The sequence below is a fragment of the Staphylococcus sp. HMSC062A01 genome (genome assembly GCF_001836805.1).
GTDB classification, from domain to species: Bacteria; Bacillota; Bacilli; order Staphylococcales; family Staphylococcaceae; genus Staphylococcus; species Staphylococcus haemolyticus.
The window spans coordinates 40,670-64,134 of the sequence record NZ_KV830645.1 but is presented as its reverse complement, the minus strand read 5'-3'; the positions used below and the strand labels follow the sequence as shown (position 1 = coordinate 64,134).

Sequence of the window (23,465 nt, the reverse complement as noted above, 5' to 3'; positions counted from 1 at the left end):
TCGACGTTTCAGCTTTGATTGCATTTTGTTGTGCTACAAGTTCATCATTGCTAACTTCTGAATTGTCTCTGTTTTTAAAGTCATCAATTTTTTGTTTAACATTTTCGATATTACTTTCAGTTTGTTGCTTAATATTTTGGTAACGATTTCTCAATTCTTTTTCTTTAGTCTTCGCACTATCAATTTTTTCTTCAGCTTTATTTTTATAAAATAACCCAACAGCTGAACCGATTAAAGCACCTGTAATAAAACTAATTACAAAGTCCTTACGTGAAGGATGAGAACTGAACTTGTTGTGACTATATTGAGAATTTGATACATCATAATTATTAGAATTTTGATTTTCACCTTTTCCGTGTAAATCTTTACCAGTGTTGTTAGTCACAAACTCGTCTCTATTATAATGTTCTGTATTTGAACCTTGTCTAGATTTACCATTTTTTTGGTTTGGTCCATTATCATGTAAATCATGACCAAAATTATTTTTTTCAAATTCATCTCTGTTGTAATGTTTTGTCGCATTTGACTGTGTAGCACTATTTTGTTGATTAGCACCTTTTCCGTGTAAATCATTACCAGAATTTGTAACTTCAAATGCGTCACGATTATATTTCTTGCTCATATTAACTCCTCCTATAAGAAAAGCACTTAAATAAGTAAAAACCTCATTTAAGTGCATTTGATTGAATCATATTAAAAGTTTTTCTCAACGTTAGTAGTGTAATTTTCGTTAGAATGATTTACATCATTACCTACAGATGTGTTTCTGTAGTTTGCACTTCCTCTACGGTAGTGTCTATTTTGCCATTTGTCAGCAATTTCCATTGCAACATTTGACCATTGAACTACTTGAGAAATTTTATCTTCATTTTGAGAAATATTATGTGTAATTGAGTTAGTTACACGATCAACTGAACCATTTAAGTTTTGAACTGAATCACCGATGCCTTTAACACCATCGACAACAGAGTTTAAACGTTCAACTTTTCCTTGAATATCTTCAGTTAAGCGATTAGCTTTGTGAAGTAAATCAGTTGTTTCACGAGTAATACCTTGAACTTGGCCTTCAACACCATCAAGTGTTTTAGCAACGTGATCTAAATTCTTTTTAACTGAAATTAAAACAACAACGATTCCAATACATAATACTAAGAATGCAATCGCAGCGATAATTCCAGCAATTGGTAAAATCCAATCCATTAAAAACGCCTCCTAATTACCATTTACTTTTAAATAAAAGCCATTAATTATAAATACCCAACATAATTATATATAAACATATTAAAATTCATTTGTCATGCCGACATGTTCTTCATATGCACGTTGTAACTTTTGAATGTCACCTGCACCCATGAATAAGATGACTGCATTATCAAATTGATCTAATACGTCAATATTATTTTCTTCGATAAGCGCAGATCCGTCAATACGATTTATCAAATCTTGAATCGTTAAATCGCCAGTATTTTCACGAATGGAACCAAATATTTCACATAAATAAACATGGTCCGCTTTACTTAATGATGTTGCAAATTCATCTAAGAAGGCTTGTGTTCTTGAGAAAGTATGTGGTTGGAAAACTGCCACAATATCTTTATTTGGATATTTTTTACGTGCTGTTTCAATTGTAGCACTAATTTCTCTTGGATGGTGAGCATAATCGTCTACTAATACTTGATTAGAAACATTTGTTTCATTAAAACGACGTTTTACACCACCAAATGTTTCTAATGCCTCTTTAATGTTGTTAACGTCCATCTTTTCTAGGTAACTAATTGCGATAACAGCTAATGCATTTTGGATATTATGATCACCGTACTGAGGTGATAAAAATTGATCATAATATTCACCATTAACATAAACATCAAATTGAGTGCCTTTATCCGTGATTTGAATGTTATCTGCGTAAATATCATCATTTTTATTTAATCCATAGTAATAAATTGGAACATCGGCTTTAAGTTGTCTTAGATGATCATCGTCACCCCAAGCAATAATTGCTTTTTTGACATTGTGCGCCATGCTTTGGAAAGCACTTGCTACATCATCAATATCTTTGAAGTAATCAGGATGATCAAAGTCAATATTTGTCATAATTGCATAATCTGGATGATAACTTAGGAAATGTCGACGATATTCACATGCTTCAAATGCAAAATAATCGCTCGCAGGTAATCCCATACCAGTTCCATCACCAATCAAGAATGATGTTTTTTTATCACCATTCATAACATGTGATAATAAACCAGTTGTTGATGTTTTTCCGTGAGCACCAGTAACTGCAACAGATGTATATTGATCAATTACGTGACCTAAGAAGTCATGATAGCGAATAACATCTAATTTTAAATCATGCGCTTTAACAATTTCTTCATGAGTATCTGGAAACGCATTACCTTGTATTACTACCATCCCTTTTTCAATATTATCTGCATTGAATGGTAGTATTTTAATTCCTTTATTTTTCAATGCTACTTCTGTAAATACATATTTTTCAATATCAGACCCTTGCACCTCATGACCAAGATCATGCATGATCTGTGCTAACGAACTCATTCCAGCGCCTTTAATACCAACAAAATGATAATGCGTCATATACATAAAACTCCTTTAAATTAATCTTTCTTTAAGTCTGCTTCAGTAATAAATACATCTCTAGGTTTAGAACCATTTGCACCTGAAATATAATCTAATTGTTCAAGTTGATCTACAATTCGAGCTGCACGGTTATAACCAATTTGGAAATGTCTTTGAATTAATGAAGTAGATATATGTCCTTCTTTAACCATAAATTCACACACATCATCAAATAATTCATCTTGAGCTTGTGTTTGATTCTTTTTAAGTAATTCCTTCTCTTCGAATAAATAGTCAGGTTCTCTTTGATCTTTAATGAAATCAACTACATCATCAATCTCATCATCCGAAACAAAAGTACCTTGGACACGAATTGGTTTATTCATTCCGCTACCTAAATAAAGCATATCCCCATATCCTAACAAGCGTTCTGCACCGCCACTATCTAAAATCGTTCTTGAGTCAACGCTTGAAGATACCATAAATGCAATACGTGTAGGTATGTTAGCTTTTATTAAACCAGTGATGACATTCACAGAAGGTCGTTGTGTTGCAACTAACATGTGTATACCGCATGCACGAGCCTTTTGAGCTATTCGAGCAATTGATTGTTCTACTTCTTGAGGTGCCATCATCATTAAATCAGCTAACTCATCAATAACAATAACAATTTTTGGCATTCTTTGCTCATATGGTGCTTTTTTATTGAAAGCAGTAATATTTCTTACGTGGAATTGCGCAAATAATTTGTAACGTTTTTCCATTTCATCTACTGCCCATTTTAAACTTTGTGTAGCTGCCTTTACATCAGTAATAACTGGTGAAACTAGATGTGGTAAATCGTTATATGGTGCAAGTTCTACCATCTTAGGGTCAATAAGTAATAATCTTAATTCTTCAGGATGATTTTTATAAAGTAATGACATTAAAATACTATTGATACACACAGATTTACCTGAACCAGTCGCCCCTGCAATTAATGCGTGAGGTGTTTTAGCTATGTCCATCAATAATGGTTCATTATTGATTCGATTACCCATTGCTACTGTTAATTTAGACTCGGCATTTTTAAATTTTGGACTCTCTAAAATAGATTTTAAATTGACTTTCGTAGGATTTAAATTCGGTACTTCAATACCAACTAAACTTGTTCCAGGAATTGGTGCTTCAATTCGAATATCTTTAGCAGCTAGAGCCATTTTAATATCATCTTGTAAAGCTGTAATTCTTGAAACTTTGACACCCTTTTCTACCGCCAATTCAAAACGAGTTACACTTGGTCCTTCTGTAACATTTTGAACTTCAGCAGGTACATTAAAATAATAAAAAGCGTCATTTAATTCTTGTTTTTTCTCTTCAATCCATGATTCATCTATTTCATGTTCTTCATCATCTTCTAATAGATCAAAGCTTGGCAACTTAATATTAGGTCCTCTTCTTATAGGAGCCTTATGATTAGCGTCATTTCCATCTTTATAATTCTTTTTTGAAGTATCATCGGAATAATCCTCTTTAGAAACAAACTCATTAATATCTTGTTTATTATCATTTTGATTATTTGAATTTTGAACTTTTCCAAATTGATTTCCTTTAGGTATATCATTGTTTTGACTATTATCAACATCTTGATGTTCATTTTCTCTTGTGTTTTCGTCATTAATAAAATTGTCTTTTTCAACTGAATGTTCGGAACTTTCATTGTATTCAAGAGATGCCAAATTAAAATCAGATGATTCGTCAGAATTTAATTGTGACTCATTTAAATGATTGTCTAATTCTGCATTCATTTTCTCATCTTGTGCTTCTTTTTTTGTTTCAGGTTTTAATTCAGGCACATTAACTTTGTTTCTTGAAACTGAATTTTTTTTAGCATCCATTATACGCTTCTTATCAGAAGGTGTCATTACAACATTAAATGGTTTACTACCAGGCTTGATTGACATTTTTTGAGGTATTTTATTAGTTTTATTAGATGATGGTTCAGGTTTTTTATCTTCACTTAAACTATCTTTTTCAAGATATTCTGAATCATCTGTTGTATTAGACGTTAATAATACATCTTCGTTATTAAAAGACTCATTTTGTATATCTTCTGTTTGTGATAACTTTTGATTTTCTTTATTCGTATCTTGTGTCAATCTTTCATCATTTTCTTCGTCTTCATTAGTTGCGTATTCTATATCTGAAGAAACAGCATTTCGAACAGCATTATTGATATTATTTTCAGATGGATTTTGTTGATCTTCAGAGTTATTCACTTCATCATTAAATGATAAATCATTCGTTTTATTTTGCATAAGTGATTCTGATTCATTAATCTCTCTATAATTAGCATCGTCTATTTTTTCGTCATTGTTTTCAGCAGTTGATTTATTACTAATACCTTCATTTTCTCCATCATCCATGACTTGATCATGTAAATCATCATGAAGCATTTCTTCATGACTATTGGTGTCCTCTAAGTATTCATCAAATTTTTCATTTGAATAACTTTCCACTTTATTATTGTTAATTTTTAATGATTGTTCTTCTAATACATCTTTAACTTGTACATCATCCTGACTAACTTGTTGAACGCTAGAAACTTGATTTAAATCAATTTCTTCATAATTGTAGGGTTCATGAGATTCATTTGAAATTTCTGTTTGATTATCAACATTACCACTATTAGTTTGTTCATCAGTTTGATTTTGAACTAGCCCATTGTGCTCATCTGCTAATGATTTGTTCTTACTATAATAACTATGCTTGCTTTCATCGATTTCATCTTCATTCGATTTATTGCTTACATTGTCACCTTGATTAAGTGAACTTTCACCAGTATATTGTTCTGCTTGCTTAGCATACATTTCATCGATTGCTCTTTGTATACTATCTTCTTCATCAGTTTGTTGTCGTTTATTTTGTAAGGCTTCTTTAAATTTACGCTTTTGTTGAACTTTACGCTCTCTTTCTTTTCTAATTTCCTCTACAATCTGAGATGCATAAATATTTTCAATATTCACCGTGTTATCACGTTTTGAATAATTTGGAGTACGCTCATTATTATTAGAGGTATTAGAACTTGATTCTATTGTTGATTCATTTTCATTGTTAATTAATGAATCTATTTGTGAGGAACGTTTAGTATCTTCCCTATTTGAATTGTCAGCTATACCATGATTACTTTCATGGGAAACATGTTCAACTGTGCTTGAACTATATTTTGTTATAGACTCTTTTGAATCTTCATCATCTTTAACAGGTGGTATTACACCGTTTTCGATGGGTCTACGCTTTTTAGTTCCAAAAATAGCAGATGGTACTTCCGATGTTTTAAAACTTGAACGGTGATATGTAGGTTCAGAACTTAAATGATAGTTTGATTTAAATCTTTCTGATTGTAACTTAACTCTAGATTGGTGATTAGAATTAGGTTTTGAATAATTTGAAACATTGGTACTAGAGTAATTGTTTTGATGTTTGTTAAAGCGTTGTGTATCACGTGTATCAGTATATTTATTTAATGACTTAGGACTTCTTGATTTAATAGAAGGTATACCAGTATCATCTTGATTTATATGATTTCTTCTACGTCGTCTTCTTGAATCTTCTGAACTATCATACTTAGCATAATTATTAGATTGATTTGTATGACCATCGTAATCAAATGAATCATATGAACTATGGTCATTAGTAGAATGTTGGCTATAACTATCTATACCATCATTACTGTCACGATAAATTGCTTCTTCATAATTCTCGTCTTGACCCACATCGATAGGGAAACGAAACTTACCTCTTGGACGATCATATATATCGTTGTTTTCAGGAAGTAATGAATCATCTTTATTTTGAGTTAGATCACCATTGCGACGTTTACTTTTGCGTCTGAGCAATTCTTCATCAGAATTCTCTTTATTACTAAATAAATCATCAAACCAACTCATAAATTCACTTCCTTCCTATATTAATCGAAAAATGCTTGACCAATTTCATAGTCATTACCTAATACCATTATACCTTTTTCTTGAGGTGCATTTGGTAAATTTAATTCTTTCATGGAACAAATCATTCCACTAGAAGCTACACCACGTAATTCAGCATCTTTAATAACCATACCACTTGGCATTACTGCTCCTACTTTTGCGACAACCACCTTTTGGCCTGCCTCAACATTTGGTGCACCACATACGATTTGTAAATGCTCATTACCAACATTTACTTTTAAAACACTTAATTTATCAGCATCTGGGTGTTTTTCTTTAGTTTCAACATATCCAACTACAAACTTAGGAGATAGATCTGCATTTAATTGATAGTCTAATCCTGATTTATTTATGGCTTTCTGAAGCGCATCCACTAGTTCAGAAGTTAATTTAATATGTCCGTTTCCACTTATTTTGTTATACCTTGAAAATTCAAATATATTGAAACCGACTATTGTTCCTTCTTTACTAATTTCAACAATATCGCCTTGTTTTTTAAATTCAAACGGTCCATCAGTAGGTTCTATTTGTAGAAAAGCTACATCCCCTACTCCATCTTTATTGTAAAATAAATTCATTTGAAATCTCCTCTATATCAATTATTTTTTATTGTTAAATCTTTTACGATTTGCTTCTAATCGTTGAATAACATTTGGATCTCGCTTTTGTTTATTATTTTTACCCAAAATGAATATAGGTTCAAAATGTCCTTTTTCATAACCAAATGATAATGATGTGATTGGAACTAATCCCTTAGTGAAGAATTCCATTGTCAAATGAGCCATCACATCATAACCAGTTTTATTACGTATATCAGCAATAATTAAGACATCTTGATGTGGAACAGCTACTAACATTTCACCTTGACACTGTTGATAGATATCATCTAAAAATTTCGTATTCAAGATACGACTAGCATCGTACCCATCATTTGAATTTACAAAATAGAAAATGTTTCCTTTAACTTCATCTGTTTTATATTCATTTTTGAGTTTACGTATGTTGAATAATGACATTTCTTTAACTTGTTGTTCAGTTAAACCAAGTGACTCCAACATACTTTCATCAATTAGTCGGTAAGATTTACCTAAATCAAGTGCGTAATAAATATTGGTTTCAGCTGTATGCTTTTCAATGATAAAACGATGACCTTCTTTTGTTTTTTTATCAAAGCTTGTAGCACGTATGACAGGCATAATCTGGATGTTAGTCATTTTTTCAATGCTTTCATCATCCATTTGAGCGATTGCTTCTTCGACATAATAAACAATTTCATCTATTATTTTCTCTTTTTGGACTTCATATTTAGCGACAATAGCGTTTAAATTGATTGTTACACCTTTATAATTGTCTTGTCTATATATACGTAATGTTTCCTCTTCGCGATCAAATTTAAAATCAACATTTAGATGCGCTAAACGTTGTTTTAATTTATCTCTTATTTGAAAAACATTCATGTTTAACACTCCTATATTCACACCTAATGCTATTTTACAATAAATTTGTAGTCAATTACAGAAAAAATAAGTTAGAGTTTAAATTCTTCTATTTTTTAAATTACTTTTTAATTAAACATATTTACTCAAGAATTCATCAATTTGTTCAATAGATTTTCGTTCTTTTCCAATATAACTACCTACTAATTCATCATTTTTATACACTAAAAAGCTTGGGATACCCATAATATCATTTTCAATAGCTAAATCTATAAATTCATCTCTATCAACTGAAACAAAATTAAAATGTTTATACTTCTCTTCTAATCGAGGTAAATCAGGTTCAATAATACGACAGTCAGGGCACCAACCTGCTGTAAATTCAAATACTGTGTTTTCTTTCTTAAGTGAATTAAATTGAGATTCAGATTCTAATTTTATCATTTAATCTACTCCTTATCTTGGAATTGTAATTTGTTAATTTGTTCTATATTTAAATTTAATATAACTTGTTCAAGTAGCTGTCTTGCAGAATAGTAATCTCTAATATCAAAAACTGCATTCGTACTATGAATATATCTAGCACAAACACCAATTACTGCAGTTGGAATACCAATATTAGCTTTGTGTATTTCTCCACCATCTGTACCGCCCGGAGATATGTAGTATTGATATTTTATATGATTGTCTTCAGCTAACTTAATTAGATAATCTCTAAATTCTGGTTGTAGAATCATAGTGCCGTCTTTAATACGGATTAATGTTCCACCTCCTAATTCACCTGATAATTGGTTTACACCTTTAATATCATTCGCAGGTGAACAATCTACAACCAAAGCAACATCAGGCTGAATTAATTCAGCAGCTGGCTTAGCACCACGTAATCCTACTTCTTCTTGAACGTTAGCACCAACATATAAATCGACATCCAATTCTACATCACTCAACAATTCTAGTATTTCAATTGCAATGACACAACCATATCGATTATCCCATGCTTTTGCACTATATCGATATTCAGATAACTGCGTCAATTCAGTATTTGGAACTATTGTATCTCCTATTTGAATACCTAATTCCCTTACTTCTTTATCAGAACTTGCACCTATATCTAACAACAAATCTTTGATTTCAGGTACCGCTTCATTTCCAGTTCTAAAGTGTTTAGGTATATTAGAAACAATCCCTACAATAATGTCTCCATTTCTGGTTTTAACTTGAAGGCGTTGACCCTGCCATATATCATTTGCTACTCCTCCAAGATTGGTAAACTGTAACATACCATTTGTTGTTATATTTGTAATCATAAATCCAATCTCATCCATATGTGCAGCTATCATTACCCTCTTGGCATTAGCTTTTTTAGATTTTTTGACTCCATAGAAACCACCCATATGATTTACAATAAATTCATCAACATATGGTGCCATTTCTTTTTTCATATAATTTCGTACGTCTTCTTCAAAACCTGGCGCACCATGTAATTCACTTAAAGCTTTAATTCGCTCTAATGTTTTTTTCTTGTCCATCTTAACTAACACACTCCTTAAATGTATTATATCATTTTGAATATGGTACACTAATGATAAGAACTATTAATAGAGAGGTAAAGATTATGACACGTCAAACTTATAAATACATCTCAATTTCAGTTGCTTTACTTACAAGTGTTGCTACTATTATATTTATCTATTTTCTTAGAGAAAATAATAAAATCCAAAATCCTAGTAATGTTCTGAAAGAAGCCAAATCTTACTTTATGAATATTAAAGGTTCATTTATTCTTCATGAGCCGTATGTAGATGACAATTTATATCCAAACAGATTAATCTTTCAAGGTGGCATAACTCAAAGTAAGAATAATCAGCAAGTTGAATATATATTTTATGCGGATGCTAAATCAGGAGAAATCATTAATATTATAGAATTATAATAAAGTAAATGGTAAGAGGAGTTGGAATTAAAGTATGCCCACTCCCCTTACCATTTTTTACTTTACATGTAATTTCAATTATTAAAGCAAGCCTAAATCCAACATTTCACTAGTCAATCATTAACGCTTAATTGACTGCTTGATTGTTTTGCCATCAAGTTCATACTGAGCCGCGAAGAATACATTATCATGATAATACAAGAACCAATAATCTTGATAAATGTAATAGGGAATTAATCTTTCTTTTTCTCGAATGGATTGCATTGGATAATCGTCATATGCCATAACCCATAATGGATTAATATGTGCATTCGTAGGCATAATATCAGACATATGGACAGCTCTCTCTCCTTCACTTTCAATCGTAATAATTGATTGTCCATAACTATGACCACCCACATGCTTCATATGAATGCCTGGATAAACTTCAACCTCTTTATCAAAAAGTATTAATTTATTTTCATAAGTACCTCTATTGATTTCCCAATAAGTTGCCTTACTACGTATGTTAGGGCTTATAAATTCATGCCACTCGTCTTGTTGCACAAAATGAGTAGCTTTCGAAAAAATTGAGTTGCCGTCAACATCTGTTAGACCTGTGGCATGATCAAAATGCATATGGGACATAAGTACCATATCTATATCTTCAACATTTAAATTTAATTTTTCTAGTTCATCTTGTATTTGACTTTCATACATGACACCATAATTTTTAAGTTGTTTATCAGTTAATTTATGATTACCAATTCCAGCATCAATCAAAATATTTTTATCCCCTGTTTGAATTAAAATTGGGTAAGTTAAATTTGGAACTTGGTTTTTCTCATTAACAGCATATCGTTTAGTCCATAATGGTTTAGGAACTACTCCAAATATGGCCCCACCATCCATTTGCGTCATACCACCATTTAAATAATTGATGTTAAATGCGCCTAACTTCATATTAAACACCTTCCATTTGTCTTTTTATCTATCAAGTGTTCAGATATCAATCTAACTTACAATACAATAACCACTTTAAAAATAAATAAACAGGAGTGGTACATCATTCATAATGAATCATTGTACCACTCCAGTAGGGTGATTAGAACTGAGTATATTTTATTGTTGTTAATTTCACTATTCTATCACTAATTTAATATTTGTAATATATTATTTCAATAGTACTTATTATTGAAATTTTACTAACTAATGTTTAATAGATTTATGAAATTTCGCTTCCATACGATAAATTCTAGAACCTTTTTCAGAAAATTTCTTTTCATATTCTGTCAAAATATTATCTTCATCATCTTCGTCATGTAGATTTAGATTTAACTTCGTAAAGTACATCCCATATTGCGACATACTTTCTAAACTGAAAGCGAATAAACCTCTATTATCCGTTTTAAAATGAATTTCTCCATCTTCTTTTAAAATTTGTTGATATAAAGCTAAAAAAGTATGATATGTCAATCGACGTTTAGCGTGCCTTTTTTTTGGCCAAGGATCTGAGAAATTTAAATAGATTCGAGAGACTTCACCATCATTAAAATACTCATTTAACTCTATAGCGTCATTACATATCATTTTTAAATTTGTCAGGTTTAGTTCCTTCACTTTATCCAACACTTTATACATTACACTTTTTTCACGTTCCATAGAAACAAAGTTTATTTCTGGGAATTTAGAAGCTAGTGTTGTTATAAATTGCCCCATACCAGATCCAATTTCTATATAAATCGGTTGCTCTTTATCAAACCACTCTGACATTTTTCCAGCATGCACCCCATCCATATCAACTAAATTAGGATGTTCTTTCAAATAATCTTCCGCCCATGGTTTATAGCGAACTCTCATACACGAAATCTCCCTTAGATAAATAAATTACTATTCATAACCTCATTTAAGAATTTTAACCAATTATTCATATCTTTAAATCTTTTCTGTTCTTCATACCACTGAACCATTCCGATTGATTGAATTACCGTATACCATTTCATACGCTTGTTTAATTCAATGCTCTCTTCTACACCGTATGTTTTAAACCAGTCTGACCAGTTTTTTTCGGGAACGTAGTTATAAAGCAGCATTCCAATATCAATTGCAGGATCAGCAATCATTGCACCTTCCCAATCTACTAAGAACAACTCATCCCGATCAGATAATAACCAATTATTATGATTCACATCTCCGTGTACAACAGTAAAAAAGCGAGAATCTAGGTTAGGTATGTGTTCTTCTAAATATGTTAATGATTTGCGAATAATATGATGTGTTAATACTTCTCTTGATAATGAAGCATTAATCTTTTTTAACATAATATTAGGTGTGATTGGTTCCATTTCCATTCGTTTAAGCATATTGAGTAAAGGTTTTGAACCATGAATCTTTTTTAATAATGCAGCAACTCGTGATTGATACATTTCATCAGTTTCTAGTTCTCTGCCATTTTTCCAATGTTGCGCTGTAACTACTTCACCTGTTTCAATACGTTTAGTCCAAACCAATTTAGGTACAATCCCCTCAGCTGAGAGCGCTGCTATAAATGGATTAGAATTACGCTTTAAAAATAGCTTTTGTCCATCTTGTTCAGCCATGTATGCTTCACCTGAAGCGCCACCTGCAGAATCAAGTGTCCACCCTAATTGATAAAACTGCTCCAACTCGTTCACCTCACTTTCAATTAGAAAATGGCTCGAGAAATATAGTTTTCAAGAGCCATATATTCTAATTTATTATAATCATTTGTTGGAAAAAAGATTATATATTTCAAAATAGTTATGTTTTTACATATAAGTCATAATTTTAAATAATATGTTATTGTCCCCTAACACTTATTTAAATAAATACGTCTCTTTTATCACTCAATGTTGATTTTATAATTTTTAGCCTTCTTTTTCAACTGAAAATGAGAAACAAAAAGATACATTTTACTAGTCGATACTAGCTAAAATTCGATTCAATCTTTAGGTTTCATTATAACACATTTTCATATCTTTAAACTGAGTATTTTTAATTTAATTCATTTAATTTATTCACACTGAAAAATAAAAAAGAACGTACTATAATTCTATCTTTTAAGAATTAGTACGCTCTTCAATTTAATTATTTTAATGAATTAACTACTTCTAGATTCAATATATTTATTAAAGCCTTCTTGTAATTGACGAGTAACAGGACCTACCTTACCGTCACCAACTTGTTCACCATCAATCTTAACAACTGGTGTCACTTCAGCAGATGTACTAGAAACAATGACTTCATCAGCATTTTTTAAGAATTCAACAGTAAATGTTTCTTCTTTAAAAGGAATATCTTCATCTTCAGAAATCCATTTAATAACCTTACGAGTAATACCATTTAAAATGTAATTATTAACAGGATGCGTATAAATGGCACCATCTTTAATCGCATATACATTACTAGAAGCGCCTTCTGTAACAGTTTCCCCTCTATGTTGAATTGCTTCACCAGCATTGTATTTAACCGCATATTCCTTTGCAAGCACATTTCCTAGAAGGTTTAAACTTTTAATATCACAACGTAACCATCTAATATCTTCAACAGTAGCTGCATTAATACCATTTTTTAAATCATCATATGGACGATCATAACTTTTAGCAAATGCCATAATAACCGGCTTTACTTCTGGAGTTGGGAACGAGTGATTTCTTGGTGCTACACCACGCGTAGCTTGAATATAGATACCACCATTTTGAATATTATTTACTTTTAATAATTCTCTAACTACATTTATTAATTCTTCGACAGTATAGCCTAAATCTAATTGAATTTCACTTGCACTTCTAATAAATCGTTCAAAGTGTTCTGTTACTGTAAATAATTTCCCATCATATGCTCTAATGTATTCATAAATCCCATCACCAAATAAATAACCACGGTCTTCATAAGATACTTTAGCTTCATTTTGGTCGATAAATTCGCCGTTAATAAAAACTTTTGTCATAGATTATCCCTCCACACATAGCGAATAAATTGCTTCTAAATAGATACTTGTCGCGTTGAACAATTGCTTTTTAGTAATATACTCATTCTTTTGATGCATTAAATCCTCTGAATCTTCAAACATAGCCCCAAACGCTACACCTTTATCAAGATTTCTAGCATATGTTCCTCCACCTATTGTATATGGTTCAGACATATCACCAGTTTGATTTCTATAAGCTTTAACTAATTTTTGTACAAATGGATCATTTTTGTCTACAAAATGAGGTTGTTGAACTTTTCCTAATTCAAGGTCAAATCCATATGCTTTAATTTCTTTTGTAAATCGTTGTATTGCTTCTTCAAACTCAAATTTTTGAGGATAGCGTAAGTTTATGCCAAAACGTCCACCTTGTTTATTGTCGTAAGAAATTATACCAACATTTGTTGTTACATCACCCATGACGTCTGTATGGAATTTCATACCCATTTTCTCACCAAAGTGTGATTCATGAAGATAACGATTACTAAAGTATACAAACTCTCTTGCCGTTTGATTTAAATTTAATGTTGATAAGAAATCTAATAAATATAAACCGGCATTAACTCCTAATGAAGGGTCCATACCATGAACAGCTTTACCTTCTAGCGTTAAAATTAACTCACCACTATCAACAACACTCTCACCCTGTAATTTATTTTGGTCTAAGTAGTGTTCAAAATGTTGTACAACGTCTGTCATATTTTCTTTTACAAATACTCTAGCTTGTGCATGATCTGGCACCATATTATAACGTTGTCCAGATTCAAACGATATTAATTCATAATCTGGTTCATCTTGGTCTTCAGAAGTGCTATTTTGGACTAAATCGAAAGTTGTTATACCTTTTTCACCATGAATAGCTGGAAATTCTGCATCTGGTGCAAATCCTAATGTAGGCATTTCTTCAGTTTGGAAATATCTTTCAGTACATCTCCAATCGGATTCTTCATCCGTACCTATAATGATATGAATGCGTTTCTTCCAATCAACTTTCATATCATTTAAAATTTTAACTGCATAATAAGCAGCTATTGTAGGACCTTTATCATCTAACGTACCTCTAGCAATAATTGCATCATCAGTTACAACTGGGTTAAATGGGTCTGAATCCCAACCATCTCCGGCGGGTACAACGTCAACGTGGCATAAAACGCCTAATACATCGTCACCCTTGCCCGCTTCAATTCTGCCTGCAATGTGATCTACATCATGGGTAGAAAAACCATCTCTTTGTGCAATTTCGTACATATAATCGAGTGCTTGTCGTGGTCCAGGACCAACTGGAGTTTCATCAGATGCTTTTGAATCATCTCTGACACTCTCAATTGAAAGTAGACCTTTCAAATCATCGATAATTTGACCTTCATATTCTTGAACTTTTTCTTTCCACATTCGAGATCAACTTCCTTTTCAATAGATATACATTTTATTTTACATAACTATGGAGATAAATTACAGTAAGATGTCAGAATATTTATAGATTTTATAAAAAATATTATTAACTATATTAAATTTATACATTTGACACCCTTATATGGAGTTATATTTAACAAGATTGTACGTTAGCATGTTTAGTAATAATTATAGTTACTTGTTTTCAAATGTATCTTCTTATTAAATAAAAAAGAACCTAATACATTTTTCAATGTTCAGGTTCAAAAACATCTTAGATAAAATCAAGATTAATCTTTATCTTCTAATGCATTATTATTTTTCTTTAAGTCTTCTTCAGTGACAACTCTTAAATTGTTATTAACAGTTGCGCCACCTTCATCATCAAATTTACCTTCTTCTAATGAATCTTCTTTATTAGCATCTAAATTAGTAAATTTTGATTTTTCTTCTTCTAAAAATGATTTTGGATCATTTTTTAAACGATTAGCATAGTCTTGAGGATTATTTTTAACTTCTTGAATTGTTTCATTAGCTTTAGAACTTAATTGACTTGCTAAGCCTCTTGCGCTTTCTTTGTATCCCTCTGGATCTTCTTTATATTTATTATATTGTTCTTTTAATTTATCTCTACTTTCTTTTCGAGATAATACTACTGCTGCAGCTGCAGCGCCAACACCAGCAATTATTCTAAATAAACCTGTAGTTTTAGCCATATTAAACACCTTCTCCTTTGTTAATGCTGTAAAAGTTTTAATTCTTTATCTGAAAGTAACTTATACTCTCCAGATTTGAGATTTTCATCTAACGCCAACTTAGCGATTTTAAGACGTTTTAATTCTAATACCTCATTTTCAATGGCGTGAAACATCCTTTTAACTTGATGATATTTACCTTCATAAATTGTAACCTGTGATGTAGTTTCATTTATTCTAGTTAATTGTGCTGGTTTGACTGGACCGTCAGAAAGGATGATACCTCTCTTAAATGCGTCAATATCAGCTTTAGTAACGGGATTTTGCGATGTCACTTCATATGTCTTAGAAACATGTTTAGAGGGACTCATTAAATCATGACTAAATTGACCATCATTTGTAATGAGTAGTAAACCTTCAGTATCCTTGTCTAGCCTTCCAACTGGAAAGATATTTAGATGTTGGTATTCCGGAATTAAATCAATTACTGTTCGATTTGATTCATCGTGTGTGGCTGAAATATAACCTTTTGGCTTATTTAGCATAATATAAACATTATTAACGAACTCAACTTGCTTTTCATTTACACAAACCATATCTTCTGTGGGGTTAATATAAGATTTAGGTGACTTCTCGACTGAAGTATTAACTGTGACCTTTCCTTTTTTTAAAAGTTGTTTAACTTCAGTACGCGTTCCAACACCCATGTTTGCTAAAAATTTATCTAATCTCATTTTAGGAATCCAACTTTACGACGAATCTTACCAGGTAAATCCCCTAAAAACTCATCAGCTAATCTGTTCTTGATTGTAATTGTTCCATAAATCAGTCCACCAACTATAACCCCTATAATTAGTATTATAAATGCACCAGATTTTCGATCTACAGAAATAAATAAGCTTAGTAAGAAGTAGACTACTTCAACACTTATCATCATGATTAAACTATAAATGAAAATTTTAGCAACTTGAACCAATGTATCAGTAAAGTGGAACTTGGCATAAACTTTTAAAATCATTAAGTTTGCAACATTGGCAACCGTTAATGCGATTGCAGTACTTAAAACAGCTCCTGATGTATGGAATATCATAATTAAAGGAATATTTAAGATTAATTTAACAAATACTGAGCCTAAAATTACAAAAACTGTTAATTTTTGTTTGTTTATTCCTTGTAACATTGAGGCAGTAACACTCAATAAAGAAATTAATATTGCAACAGGCGCATAATAAAATAATATTTTATTACCATCTGGATTGTATTGATAAAATACTGTATATAACGGTGAAGACAATGCCATTATACCTAGACTTGCCGGAACTGTTATATACATCAATACACCAATTGAAGTTTTAATTTGGCGATGCATTTCATTTAAGCGACCCTCTGCAAAAGTTTTGGTAATAAATGGTATTAAACTAACAGCAAATCCAGCAGCTAAAGATGTTGGGATCATAACAATTTTATTTGTTGTAAAGTTTAAAATTGTAAAGAAATAGTCCTTATTCGCATGAAACCCTGCTGCATCTAATGCATTATTATGTGTAAATTGATCCACTAAATTAAATAAAGGAAAATTCAAACTCACAATAACAAATGGAATACTATATGAAATAATTTCCTTATACATTTTTGTGTATGGCACGTCCAAACCGGTATGATCAGAAGCAACCATTTTTTGAATATGAGGTTTACGTCTACGCCAGTAATACCAAAGCGTTAACAAACCAGCAATTGCACCTATAGCAGCTGCAAATGTTGCTATACCATTTGCTTGTAGATAAGAACCATGAAAAACATTTAATACTAAAAAACTACCTATAAGAATAAAAACTATTCTAGCAATTTGTTCTGTTACTTCTGAAACTGCTGTAGGACCCATAGATTCATAACCTTGAAATACTCCACGCCAAGTAGCAAGTAATGGTATAAACATAACTACCATACTAATAACTCGGATAATCCATGTGATATCATCGATTGTCCAACCGCCTTTGCCTTCTTTACGTCCTAACGTTAAAGCAGCAATGTCTGGTGCTAAGAAGAATAATATTAAAAATCCAATTATTCCAGAAATGGACATCACTATAAAACTCGATTTATACAATTTTTGTCCGACTTTATACGCACCTAAGGCATTATATTTAGCTACAAATTTTGAAGCAGCTAACGGTATGCCTGCGGTTGCTACAGCAATTGCAATATTATATGGAACATAAGCATAGTTGAATGGTGCTAACTTTTCTTCCGCATTTGCACCCATAATGGCATAAAAAGGAATTACAAAAAGTACACCTAAAATTTTAGTAATAAGAATACTTAATGTAATAAGAAAGGTACCTCTTACCATTTCCTTATTTTCACTCATATTTAATCTTCCTGCCTTTTTAATAATCAAATTATTTAATTTAAAACCTGTAATTTTTAAGGGCTTGCATTACTATAAAATATATCACAAAATACTAATTGTTTACTAATTACTTTAATAGTTTTACTAAATTTAAGTTTAAACGCATAATAAATCAAGATATATAATTAATTAATGATGAACCAATCTTAAATTATAACTAAATTTATTGAGAATTCAAACGTATTTTAATTTATAATAAGAGAACTATGATTAACAAATGGAGGTTACTCTATGTATCAAACGATTATTATAGGTGGTGGACCTAGTGGGCTTATGGCAGCGGTTGCTGCATCAGAACAAAGTCAAAATGTACTCTTATTAGAGAAGAAAAAAGGTCTGGGTAGAAAACTTAAAATTTCAGGTGGTGGTAGATGCAATGTTACAAATCGTTTACCTTACGCAGAAATAATAAAAAATATCCCTGGTAATGGAAAATTTTTATATAGCCCCTTTTCAGTATTTGATAATGAATCGATAATCAACTTCTTTGAATCCAGAGGCGTCAAATTAAAAGAAGAAGACCATGGCCGTATGTTCCCTGTCACAAATAAATCTCAAGATGTAGTTGATACACTTGTAAATACCATAAAACAAAATAAAGTTGACATAAAAGAGGAAACTATCGTCAATGATATTAACGTAGAAGATAACGGGACTTTTAACGTTATAACTGATAAAGGTATTTTTTTAAGTAAAAGTGTCATTATTGCAACTGGTGGAACTAGTGTCCCTCAAACAGGTTCAACGGGTGATGGCTATAAGTTTGCTAAAAAATTAGGACATAGTATCACTGAACTCTTCCCTACTGAAGTCCCTATAACTTCAGCAGAGTCCTTTATTAAATCTAAAGAACTTAAAGGTTTAAGCCTAAAAGACATAGAATTATCTGTACTTAAGAAAAATGGTAAAAAAAGAATAAGTCATAAAATGGATATGATATTCACTCACTTTGGTATAAGTGGTCCTGCAGCGCTAAGATGTAGTCAATTTGTTTATAAAGAACAAAAAAACCAAAAGAAAAAAGAGATTAAAATGCAATTAGATGTGTTTCCAGAATTTAAAAATCATCTACTAGAAGAGAAGATAACATCCATCTTAAGTGAAGAACCTGACAAATATATAAAAAATAGTTTGAGAGGGTTAATAGAAGAAAGGTATCTTCTATTTATGCTAAAACAAGCTCAAATTGATGAAAATACTACTTTTCATCATTTATCAAATCAGCAACTTAAACAATTAGTTGAATGCTTTAAAGCGTTTACTTTTGAAGTTAATGGGACACTACCAATTGATAAAGCGTTTGTAACTGGTGGTGGTGTAAGTTTAAAAGAAATTTTGCCTAAAACAATGATGTCTAAAATTCAACCAGGACTATTTTTATGTGGTGAAGTCTTAGATATTCACGGTTATACTGGAGGATATAATATCACAAGTGCTTTAGTTACCGGCCATGTAGCGGGAAATGAAGCAGCCATATTTCAAATAGAATAAAAAGAACTTCCTTCAAACATATTGGTATTCAAAATGTTTGAAGGAAGTTCTATTAATCTTTAATTTGATTGTCAAAAATAGTGCAATTCAATCTTATTTAGCATTTTTTCTTCGTTTTGATATTAATAGCAAGAATAATCCACTTATTAAGGATAGTTGAGTTAATGGTACGACGTTAGATGTCATATTCACACCTGTATTAGGCAATTGTGAGCTTCCATTAAACTTAGTTACTTCTAATTTATAATTTACTTTTTCTTTTTTATTTTTAGATTCTTCTTTTTGTATTTCATTCACTTTTTCAGTACTTTTTACAATATTAAATTTAATATTATTAAGTTTAACCTCTTTTTCTTCAACAATTTGCTTTAATAGAGTATCATGTTTAGCTTTAGCTATAGTATTTGTTTCTGAAATTAACTTACTATATTTATCATCAATATTATTTACTTCACTATTACTTTTTGCTTTTTTGATTGCTGCGTAAGCTTTATTTATAATTTGATCAATCTTATGTTTCGCAGTCGATTTCTCTTCATCAGTTGCAAATTGATTTGAATCAATTTTTGCTTTTTGTTTTGTTGCAAAATCCATAAGATGTTTGATCGCTTTTTCTTTCGCAATAACTGTAGTTTGAACATTTTTAATTTTCAATTCACCTTTATTTAAAGACTCGTCGACTTCGTTATTGTTTAAAGATTTATCAATATTTTCTTTCGCAATTTTAACTGCTTCATCGACTTTCGCTTTCGCTGCTGCTTTTTCTTCTTCTGTCGCATTTGGCGTTTGATCGATTTCTGCTTTCTTCGCTTGTGCTGCATTATCAATCGCTGTTTTTGCTTCGTCTTTCTTAACAACCGTTGGTTGGACGTGATTAATTGCTTCTACGCCATTTGTTTTTGCAGTATCTACATCATTGTTATTTCTCGCTTGGTCTATTGACGCTTTCGCATTATTTGCTGCTTCATCAACTTTCGCTTTTGCCTCTGCTTTCTCCTCATCTGTCGCATTTGGTGTTTGATCAATTTCCGCTTTCTTCGCTTGTGCTACATTATCAATCGCTGTTTTTGCTTCATCTTTTTTAACAACCGTCGGTTGGACGTGATTGATTGCTTCTACGCCATTTGATTTTGCATTATCTACGCTAGCGTTATTTGTCGCTTGGTCTATCGCCGCTTTCGCTTTATTTGCTTCTTCAGTAGCTTTATTCATTGCTACCTCTTTTTCTTCTTGTGTCGCATCATAATGACCGTCAATGTATACTTTACGTTGGGTTAAAGCCGCTTCAATTGCTTGTTTAGCTTCAGCTTTTTTAGTAGCGGTTACATTAATTGAATTGATTTGAGAGATACTGCTTTCTTTTAGTGGAGCGATATCATTACTAATAGTTAATTTATCAATTTCAGCTTTATTCTCGTTATATTTATTTTGTAATTTGGTTAAAGCAGCTTGTTTTTCTTCAGTTGTAGCTTCAGTATTACTATTGATAACACTTTCTCTAGCTTTAGCTGCTTTATCTATATCAAATTTAGCTTTTGCTTTCTCTAAGTTTAATAATAAGTTATTGATTTCTGCTTGGTTCTTTCTATCGGTTAATGGTGTAGCATCTGTTTCATTTTTTACAGCCTTTGCACTTGTGAGTGCTGTTTGTAGATTGTTCCATGCTTCTGTAGAATAATTACTTTGATTAACCTGACCAAGTTCAGTTTCAATTTCACTTATTTTACTATTAATGGCATCTTTATACATATTGACAGTTACAGATTGCGTTGGAGCTATTGTACTACCTTGTCTTTGATCACTCTCAGTAATAATAAATTCATTATTACCACCATATCTTAAGTAGTTGTTGTCACCAGGTGTTTGCACAGAAAAGTCTCTTGAACCATTTTTACGGTTCATGTTAATACCTTCAGTTTGATAAATTAGATTCGCATTAAAATCCTTTTTAATTGGAACTGTAGTAGGTATTGATACAGTATAAGAAATATTTCGAGTAGTACCAGTATCTATTGGATTAATATTAAGCGTAAGTTCTCTAGTACCTTCATTAAATGTACCAGTTGCATTCTCAGCTGAGACAAAAGTCACCCCTTCAGGTAATACAACTTTATATTGTGTTTTGTTAGAACTAGAGTGACCTTTGTTCTCAATAGAAACATTTAATTTAGCATTTACAACAGGTGAACTATCAGATGTAGAGTTAGCTTGGTATTCAGTTTGAACTGCACTCACTGTTAAATAAGCACCAGTATTAACAGAAACATCCGCAACTACACCACCACCAAAGTTATTAGGACCTTTAAGTAAACGATGTCCATTATAAGTGTCATGACTGACATTCACTAAAGACTCAAATTGTAATCTGATTCTTGAAATGTTTTCAGGTACATTAAAAACACCTTTAAAAATACCGAAAGCTTGGTTACTTGTTTTAGGCGTACCTTTATACAATAATGTTGATGGATTATTAGCATCATATATATACATGCGTGCACTATTAAACCCAGAAATATTACCTATTGAGGAACCTAAGTAATGAAATTGTAATTCAGAACCAGGTGTAACATCGATATCTTGATATATCGGTCCTACACTATTATCTGGTCTTCCGTAAGATAAATTATCGCTATACTTAGATAATACAGCACCAATTTTATTATTAGTCTTATCGAATGTGATATAAGTGTATGATGGTAAGACTTTTGGTCCCCATACTAATGGTATTTGTGTTTGTTGGCTATTGACTACTTTCCATCCAGGAATCTTACTTGCTTCATCCATTGCAGATTCTGTATTTGCTGTTGGAATTTCAGCTCCGTTAGATGTATCAGTAAAGTTACCGTTAACGACTTGACCTGAGTTTGTTTCATTAATAGCCATTGGGTCTTGTTGTGTTTGAGTATTTGAAGTTACATCATTAGCATCACGTTTCGCTCGTTTGTGAACTGTTGTCGCTTTACTATCCTTATTGGATTTATTATTCTCTAGAATTGGTTGATTTGTATCAACATTATTATCTTTATCTTTGTCAGATATTTCAGTGCTATTTATATTTTCTGCGCTATTTGTAGTTTGAGTTTTATTTGGAACTTCAGTAGTCTCACTAACAGCCTCTCTATTTAAAGTAGTATTATCATCTGTCTTAGATTCACTTTTAGATGAATCTTTAATAGCATCTGGTTGATGTTGATTTAAGTTTTCCGTATTTTTTGATTCAGTAATTTTTGGTTGAGCTAATTGACTATGCTCATCTAATCCAGCTGCATGTCCTGTGTGAGTGATAAATACTAGAGTAGCAATCACTGTTGAGAACGTCCCAACTGTAAATTTACGTATACTGAATTTTTGTTTTTTAAATAGATTCATTAAATATCCTCCTTGTAGTCTAATCTTGATGTCTTTGATTTAATGAATTAGTCAAAATATAGTCTGTACACTATTTGACCACTTACGAAATTATTCTATCACTATTGATTATTGTACGCTAGTGTATATTTAATTATTCTTTTAAAAATATTATAAAATATGATCGCAAAAAAAGAGACTGACATATTAGTCAGTGATATGCTCCCTTCAAAGTAGACATTGAA

18 protein-coding genes and 1 pseudogene are annotated in these 23,465 nt (G+C 31.3%); 2 read left to right on the top strand and 17 right to left on the bottom strand.

Annotation, left to right across the window (positions count from 1 at the left end; translation table 11 throughout):
• The 8 genes and pseudogenes from HMPREF2715_RS11440 to HMPREF2715_RS11405 all read right to left on the bottom strand — a co-directional run.
• Positions 1-622: pseudogene (locus tag HMPREF2715_RS11440) on the bottom strand (YtxH domain-containing protein); the annotation flags it as partial.
• A gap of 71 nt (positions 623-693) precedes the next feature.
• Positions 694-1,200, bottom strand: a complete 507-nt coding sequence (locus tag HMPREF2715_RS11435; RefSeq protein WP_053025148.1) for a DUF948 domain-containing protein — start codon at positions 1,198-1,200, stop codon at positions 694-696.
• Between the two features lie 81 nt (positions 1,201-1,281).
• Positions 1,282-2,595 carry a UDP-N-acetylmuramate--L-alanine ligase gene (murC, locus tag HMPREF2715_RS11430; protein ID WP_070440104.1) on the bottom strand — a complete coding sequence of 438 codons (1,314 nt, stop codon included), beginning with the start codon at positions 2,593-2,595 and terminating at the stop codon, positions 1,282-1,284.
• A 20-nt stretch (positions 2,596-2,615) separates the two neighbouring features.
• The gene (locus HMPREF2715_RS11425; RefSeq protein WP_070840149.1) at positions 2,616-6,506 is read right to left on the bottom strand and encodes a DNA translocase FtsK; all 3,891 of its coding nucleotides are present in this window, start codon (positions 6,504-6,506) and stop codon (positions 2,616-2,618) included.
• Between the two features lie 20 nt (positions 6,507-6,526).
• Positions 6,527-7,123, bottom strand: coding sequence for a YtpR family tRNA-binding protein (gene ytpR, locus HMPREF2715_RS11420; RefSeq protein WP_070581863.1), 597 nt, complete (start codon positions 7,121-7,123; stop codon positions 6,527-6,529).
• A 21-nt stretch (positions 7,124-7,144) separates the two neighbouring features.
• Positions 7,145-8,002: a DUF1444 domain-containing protein gene (locus HMPREF2715_RS11415; RefSeq protein ID WP_070581862.1), complete on the bottom strand. Its 858-nt coding sequence runs from the start codon at positions 8,000-8,002 to the stop codon at positions 7,145-7,147.
• A gap of 111 nt (positions 8,003-8,113) precedes the next feature.
• On the bottom strand, positions 8,114-8,425 hold the full coding sequence (locus tag HMPREF2715_RS11410; protein ID WP_070440099.1) for a thioredoxin family protein: 312 nt from the start codon (positions 8,423-8,425) through the stop codon (positions 8,114-8,116).
• A gap of 5 nt (positions 8,426-8,430) precedes the next feature.
• On the bottom strand, positions 8,431-9,510 hold the full coding sequence (locus HMPREF2715_RS11405) for a M42 family metallopeptidase (RefSeq protein ID WP_070581860.1): 1,080 nt from the start codon (positions 9,508-9,510) through the stop codon (positions 8,431-8,433).
• 86 nt (positions 9,511-9,596) lie between these two features.
• Between HMPREF2715_RS11405 and HMPREF2715_RS11400 the strand changes: the two genes are divergently transcribed.
• Positions 9,597-9,914, top strand: a complete 318-nt coding sequence (locus HMPREF2715_RS11400) for a hypothetical protein (protein ID WP_053025155.1) — start codon at positions 9,597-9,599, stop codon at positions 9,912-9,914.
• A 120-nt stretch (positions 9,915-10,034) separates the two neighbouring features.
• On the opposite strand, the gene HMPREF2715_RS11395 is transcribed toward HMPREF2715_RS11400, so the two are convergent.
• From HMPREF2715_RS11395 to HMPREF2715_RS11360, 8 genes are all read right to left on the bottom strand, one after another.
• Positions 10,035-10,856 carry a YtnP family quorum-quenching lactonase gene (locus HMPREF2715_RS11395; RefSeq protein ID WP_070840146.1) on the bottom strand — a complete coding sequence of 274 codons (822 nt, stop codon included), beginning with the start codon at positions 10,854-10,856 and terminating at the stop codon, positions 10,035-10,037.
• A 246-nt stretch (positions 10,857-11,102) separates the two neighbouring features.
• Positions 11,103-11,753, bottom strand: coding sequence for a tRNA (guanosine(46)-N7)-methyltransferase TrmB (trmB, locus tag HMPREF2715_RS11390; RefSeq protein WP_037551081.1), 651 nt, complete (start codon positions 11,751-11,753; stop codon positions 11,103-11,105).
• Positions 11,754-11,767: 14 nt separating this feature from the next.
• The gene (locus tag HMPREF2715_RS11385; RefSeq protein WP_053025156.1) at positions 11,768-12,559 is read right to left on the bottom strand and encodes a phosphotransferase family protein; all 792 of its coding nucleotides are present in this window, start codon (positions 12,557-12,559) and stop codon (positions 11,768-11,770) included.
• A gap of 455 nt (positions 12,560-13,014) precedes the next feature.
• Positions 13,015-13,863 carry a D-amino-acid transaminase gene (dat, locus tag HMPREF2715_RS11380; RefSeq protein WP_053025157.1) on the bottom strand — a complete coding sequence of 283 codons (849 nt, stop codon included), beginning with the start codon at positions 13,861-13,863 and terminating at the stop codon, positions 13,015-13,017.
• Positions 13,864-13,866: 3 nt separating this feature from the next.
• On the bottom strand, positions 13,867-15,276 hold the full coding sequence (gene pepV, locus HMPREF2715_RS11375) for a Cys-Gly-3M3SH dipeptidase (RefSeq protein ID WP_070840144.1): 1,410 nt from the start codon (positions 15,274-15,276) through the stop codon (positions 13,867-13,869).
• 290 nt (positions 15,277-15,566) lie between these two features.
• Complete coding sequence (locus tag HMPREF2715_RS11370) at positions 15,567-15,992, bottom strand: YtxH domain-containing protein (protein ID WP_037551086.1); 426 nt, start codon at positions 15,990-15,992, stop codon at positions 15,567-15,569.
• Between the two features lie 20 nt (positions 15,993-16,012).
• Positions 16,013-16,705 carry a pseudouridine synthase gene (locus tag HMPREF2715_RS11365; protein WP_053025159.1) on the bottom strand — a complete coding sequence of 231 codons (693 nt, stop codon included), beginning with the start codon at positions 16,703-16,705 and terminating at the stop codon, positions 16,013-16,015.
• Entirely contained in the window at positions 16,702-18,339 is a 1,638-nt protein-coding gene (locus tag HMPREF2715_RS11360; RefSeq protein ID WP_053025160.1) for a putative polysaccharide biosynthesis protein, read from the bottom strand. Before HMPREF2715_RS11360 ends, HMPREF2715_RS11365 begins: the two co-directional genes overlap by 4 nt.
• 273 nt (positions 18,340-18,612) lie before the next feature.
• Between HMPREF2715_RS11360 and HMPREF2715_RS11355 the strand changes: the two genes are divergently transcribed.
• Positions 18,613-19,872, top strand: a complete 1,260-nt coding sequence (locus HMPREF2715_RS11355) for a BaiN/RdsA family NAD(P)/FAD-dependent oxidoreductase (protein ID WP_070840143.1) — start codon at positions 18,613-18,615, stop codon at positions 19,870-19,872.
• Positions 19,873-19,965: 93 nt separating this feature from the next.
• Here HMPREF2715_RS11355 and HMPREF2715_RS11350 read toward each other — a convergent pair whose 3' ends face one another.
• A complete protein-coding gene (locus HMPREF2715_RS11350) occupies positions 19,966-23,241 on the bottom strand; it encodes a SasC/FmtB family protein (RefSeq protein WP_070840141.1) in 3,276 nt (1,091 codons plus the stop codon).
• Positions 23,242-23,465: the final 224 nt, after the last annotated feature.